Genomic DNA, 4,100 nt, shown 5'->3' with positions numbered 1-4,100 from the left:
GTTCCTTTATAAACTGGTGTATCCTGATTTATGGCCCGATTTAGCAGTTCTTCAGGCTTCCTAATACCATGGGCAACTGGGACGATAATGACATGTTTTCCATTAAAACGATCCATCTCGACCTGCTTATCCGCAGCAACAATAATCGCATCTGCATCTGCAATATCTCTAGCTGTTAACCCATTTTTTATTCCCGTTGAACCATTTGTCTCTACCTTGAAATCGATTCCCATTTCTTTTGCCTTTGCCTTCAAGGCATCGGCCGCCATATAAGTATGGGCAATCCCAGTTGGACAAGCTGTAACGGCAAGAATTTTTCCTTTGGTACTTATAGCAGTGGCACTTGTTCGTTGTTCTTCTTGTTCTTCTCTTTCTTCTCTTTCCTCTTCATCCGCTTCCTGTTCTTTTTGATTGATTATGTCTAGCACTTCCTCTTTGGAAGTAGCAGAAATCAGACGGGACCTGAAGTTTGTATCCATTAGTAATGAAGAAAGCCGGGAGAGTGTCTCTAAGTGGTCTGTATTGGCCCCTTCGCTAGCTGCAATCATAAAAAATAGATGTGCTGGCTGACCGTCAAGCGACTCATATTCAATACCTGATACCGATTTACCGAAACAGATAGCCGGTGTTTTCACAGCACTTGTTTTTGCGTGTGGAATAGCTATTCCCTCACCAATCCCTGTGGTGCTTTGTTCTTCACGTTTTAAAATGGCTGCTTTGAAAGTATTTTCATCATTTAATTTGTCGGCTTTGGCTAACTTCCCGGACAATTCATCAATAACAGCTTGCTTTGTATCACTTTGTAAATCGATAATAATTGTATCTAATTTCAACAAGTCTGTAATTTTCATAGAGTTAGCCCCCAGTTATCTTATTTATTTCAATTTGCGGTAATAATTCCTCGATTTTATCCAATGTACAGAGATCGGATGAAAAGGCTGTAGCACTTCCTGATGCAAGACTGAAACAAAAAGAAGCGAAAATATCCTCTGTTTTTTCATATGTTCCAATAAACCCAGCCACCATGGAATCACCGGCACCCACCGAGTTTATAACTTTTCCTTTTGGAACATTAGCGGTATATGAATCGCCATCCGTGCAAAGTACAGCACCACTTCCTGCCATTGAAACTATTACGTGCTGAGCACCGGATTCAACCAGTTTAGATCCGTATTTGCTTGCATCCTCAACATTTTTAATTTTAGTAGAGAAAAGCTCACCAAGTTCATGATGATTAGGCTTAATAAGAAAGGGGCGATGTTGAAGTACGCTCAACAACTCTTTTCCGCTCGTATCCACTACTAATTTAATGCCATTATCTGAACACGTTTTAGCCATAGATTCGTATACATCAGAAGGAACGCTTGATGGAATGCTTCCTGATAAAACAAGAATATCGTTGTTTTTCAGCTGCTCGATTTGACTGAATAACTGTTGATAGTTCGCCTTTGAAATAACTGGTCCTTGGCTATTAATTTCCGTCTCCATTCCAGTTTTCAACTTAATGTTGATTCTCGTATCTCCTGCTATCTCTGTAAAGTCCGTAAAAATCTCTTCTTGTCTTAAATACCTTTTTACAAACTCTCCAGTTTGTCCGCCAATGAAACCAAAAGCTGTTGTATCATTTCCAAGCCTTTTAAGCACTCGAGAAACATTAATTCCTTTCCCACCAGGAAATTTAACTTCATAGCTTGTTCGATTCACCTTGCCCATTTGAAAATTTTCCACCTCAACCAGATAATCAATGGATGGGTTGAGTGTTACTGTATAAATCATTAAATAGTCACGACCTTTATCTTGGGATTTTTTTTGAATTGAGCAATAGCATCTTCATTATTCCTATCAGTTAGGATTATGGCATCGCTTACATCCGCAACCTTAGCGAAAGTAGCTTCATTCAATTTAGAACTGTCAGCAAGCACGTAACTTTCGTTAGAGAGTCGCAATGCTATTTTCTTCATCAAAGCTTCCTCAGGGTCTGGAGTGGTGAAACCCATTTCTTGATGGATACCATTCATACCTAAGAAACATTTATCGAAGCGATATTCGTTTAGAAACTGTACAGCGGTGCTACCTACAACTGCATTAGTGGAGAATTTAATCGTTCCACCTACTAAAACAGTTTTGATTTCTAACTCGATCAATTTTGGAATATGCATAAGGCCATTTGTTAAGACCGTTACATTTTTATCTTTTAAATAGGGAATCATTTCTGAGATGGTCGTACCTGCATCAAGGTAAATACAATCATTCTTCTCAACAAATGATGAGCCTAACTTGGCTATACTTTGTTTTTCAACTATTGCTTTATTTTGCTTTTCCATTGTTGAAGGCTCAAGGCCTTTTCTTTGAAGCAATGCAGCTCCGCCATGCACACGCTTCAATGCCTTCATTTCTTCGAGCTGCACTAAATCTCTTCGAATGGTTGATTCTGATGCATGTAACAGATCTACAAGCTCCTGCAACTTAATCGTTCCTTGTTTCTTAAGAAGCGATATGATGAACTGGTGTCTTTCTGTTGTCAACAATTCGCCCACCTCCAGTTTAATATCATCATCATATCTGAAATAGATAGAATAATCAATCATAAACGTTTAAATTTATTCAAATTCATTCACTTTTCACCATCTAATTCATTCAAAAACATTCATTTTTTAAAGATTAAAATCAAAATCACTATCTATTTAAGCATTTATAAATTTTTCATTTACCCTTTCAAGAATTTCATTTCCTATTACCTTGATTAGACGGTTCTTCCCTATGAAAATATGTATTTATTTTCCTGTATCAAAAAAACCCTCTGTCATGATGACAGAGGGTTTTAATAATTTTACTTATTAACCTTGAAGTAAAAGTTGTTCTGGATCTTCAAGCATATCCTTGATTGCTACTAAGAAACCAACTGCTTCTTTTCCATCAACGATACGGTGATCATATGATAATGCAAGATACATCATTGGTCTGTTTTCGATTTGATCTCCAACAGCGATTGGACGTGTCTTAATTGTATGCATCCCTAGGATACCAACTTGTGGCGCATTCAAAATTGGTGTAGATAAAAGGGAACCGAAAGTTCCACCGTTTGTGATAGTAAAAGTACCACCAGATAAATCTGAAAGCCCTAATTTGTTGTTACGCGCTTTAACAGCTAAATCCGAAATGTTTTGTTCGATTTCAGCAAAGCTTTTACGGTCAGCGTCTCTTACTACAGGAACAACTAGTCCTTCATCAGTGGATACGGCTACACCGATATCATAGAAGTTCTTTTTCAGAATATGGTCGCCTTTGATTTCAGCATTCAATAATGGATACTTTTTCAAAGCTCCAATAACAGCTTTAGTAAAGAATGACATAAAACCAAGTTTAACATCATTAGCTTTAACGAAAGAATCTTTATGACGGCTACGTAATTCCATAACTGCAGAAAGGTCGACTTCGTTGAAAGTTGTAAGCATGGCAGCTTCAGATTGAACTTGAACTAAACGTTTAGCGATAGTTTGACGACGGCGAGTCATTTTCACTACTTCAATACGGTCATCGTTCACTTCAACAGGAGCAGCTGCTTGTTTAGCTGCAGGAGCTGCTTGCTTAGGTGCTGCTACAGGTACAGGGGCATTACTTGCTGCTTCTACGTCTTGTACACGTACACGACCTAGTGGATCAACAACAGGCACTTGAGTTAAGTCAATTCCTTTTTCACGAGCCAATTTTCTTGCCGCTGGTGAAGCAATAACTTGCTGAGTTGAAGATGCTTCTTTCGTTTCTGCTTTTGGAGCTTCTTGTGCAGGAGCCGCTTGTTCCGCTTTAACTGGTTCTGCTTTCACTTCTTCAGTCTTAGGAGCTTCCGCCTTTGGCGCTGCTGCTGCTGTTCCATTTTCATCAACGATAGCGATAGATTGTCCAACTTGGACTGTATCGCCTTCTTCTGCTAAAAGTTCTGTAAGCGTACCAGTATAATCTGAAATGATTTCTACGTTTACTTTATCAGTTTCCAGTTCAAGGACATATTCACCTTTTTCAACACGGTCACCGGGTTGTTTTAACCATTGCGCAATAGATCCTTCAGAAATTGATTCTGCTAATTCAGGTACTTTTACTTC

Annotated in this window: 4 protein-coding genes; all 4 read right to left on the bottom strand. The window is 38.6% G+C overall.

Annotated elements, in window-relative coordinates; genetic code table 11:
- Nucleotides 1–851, bottom strand: an 851-nt coding sequence (locus tag AC1DUW_RS22415) for a fructose PTS transporter subunit IIA (RefSeq protein WP_477643506.1), incomplete at its 3' end; no start/stop codon positions are given.
- Between the two features lie 4 nt (nt 852–855).
- Nucleotides 856–1,776: a 1-phosphofructokinase gene (gene pfkB, locus AC1DUW_RS22410; protein WP_053346556.1), complete on the bottom strand. Its 921-nt coding sequence runs from the start codon at nt 1,774–1,776 to the stop codon at nt 856–858.
- Nucleotides 1,776–2,588 (bottom strand): DeoR/GlpR family DNA-binding transcription regulator, encoded by an 813-nt coding sequence (locus tag AC1DUW_RS22405; protein WP_252433014.1) that lies wholly within the window; start codon nt 2,586–2,588, stop codon nt 1,776–1,778. Before AC1DUW_RS22405 ends, pfkB begins: the two co-directional genes overlap by 1 nt.
- A gap of 249 nt (nt 2,589–2,837) precedes the next feature.
- The coding region (gene odhB, locus AC1DUW_RS22400) for a 2-oxoglutarate dehydrogenase complex dihydrolipoyllysine-residue succinyltransferase (RefSeq protein WP_477643505.1) at nt 2,838–4,100 on the bottom strand (1,263 nt) is incomplete at its 5' end.

The organism is Peribacillus sp. P4_C12 (assembly GCF_056402095.1).
The sequence above is the reverse complement of the archived record's forward strand: the minus strand, read 5'-3'. Positions and strand labels throughout refer to the sequence as shown.

What these genes read in the sequence shown, in the direction of transcription:
- AC1DUW_RS22405 (WP_252433014.1), bottom strand. Translation starts at nt 2,588, where the DNA reads ATGATTGATTATTCTATCTATTTCAGATATGATGATGATATTAAACTG.
- pfkB (WP_053346556.1), bottom strand. Translation starts at nt 1,776, where the DNA reads ATGATTTATACAGTAACACTCAACCCATCCATTGATTATCTGGTTGAG.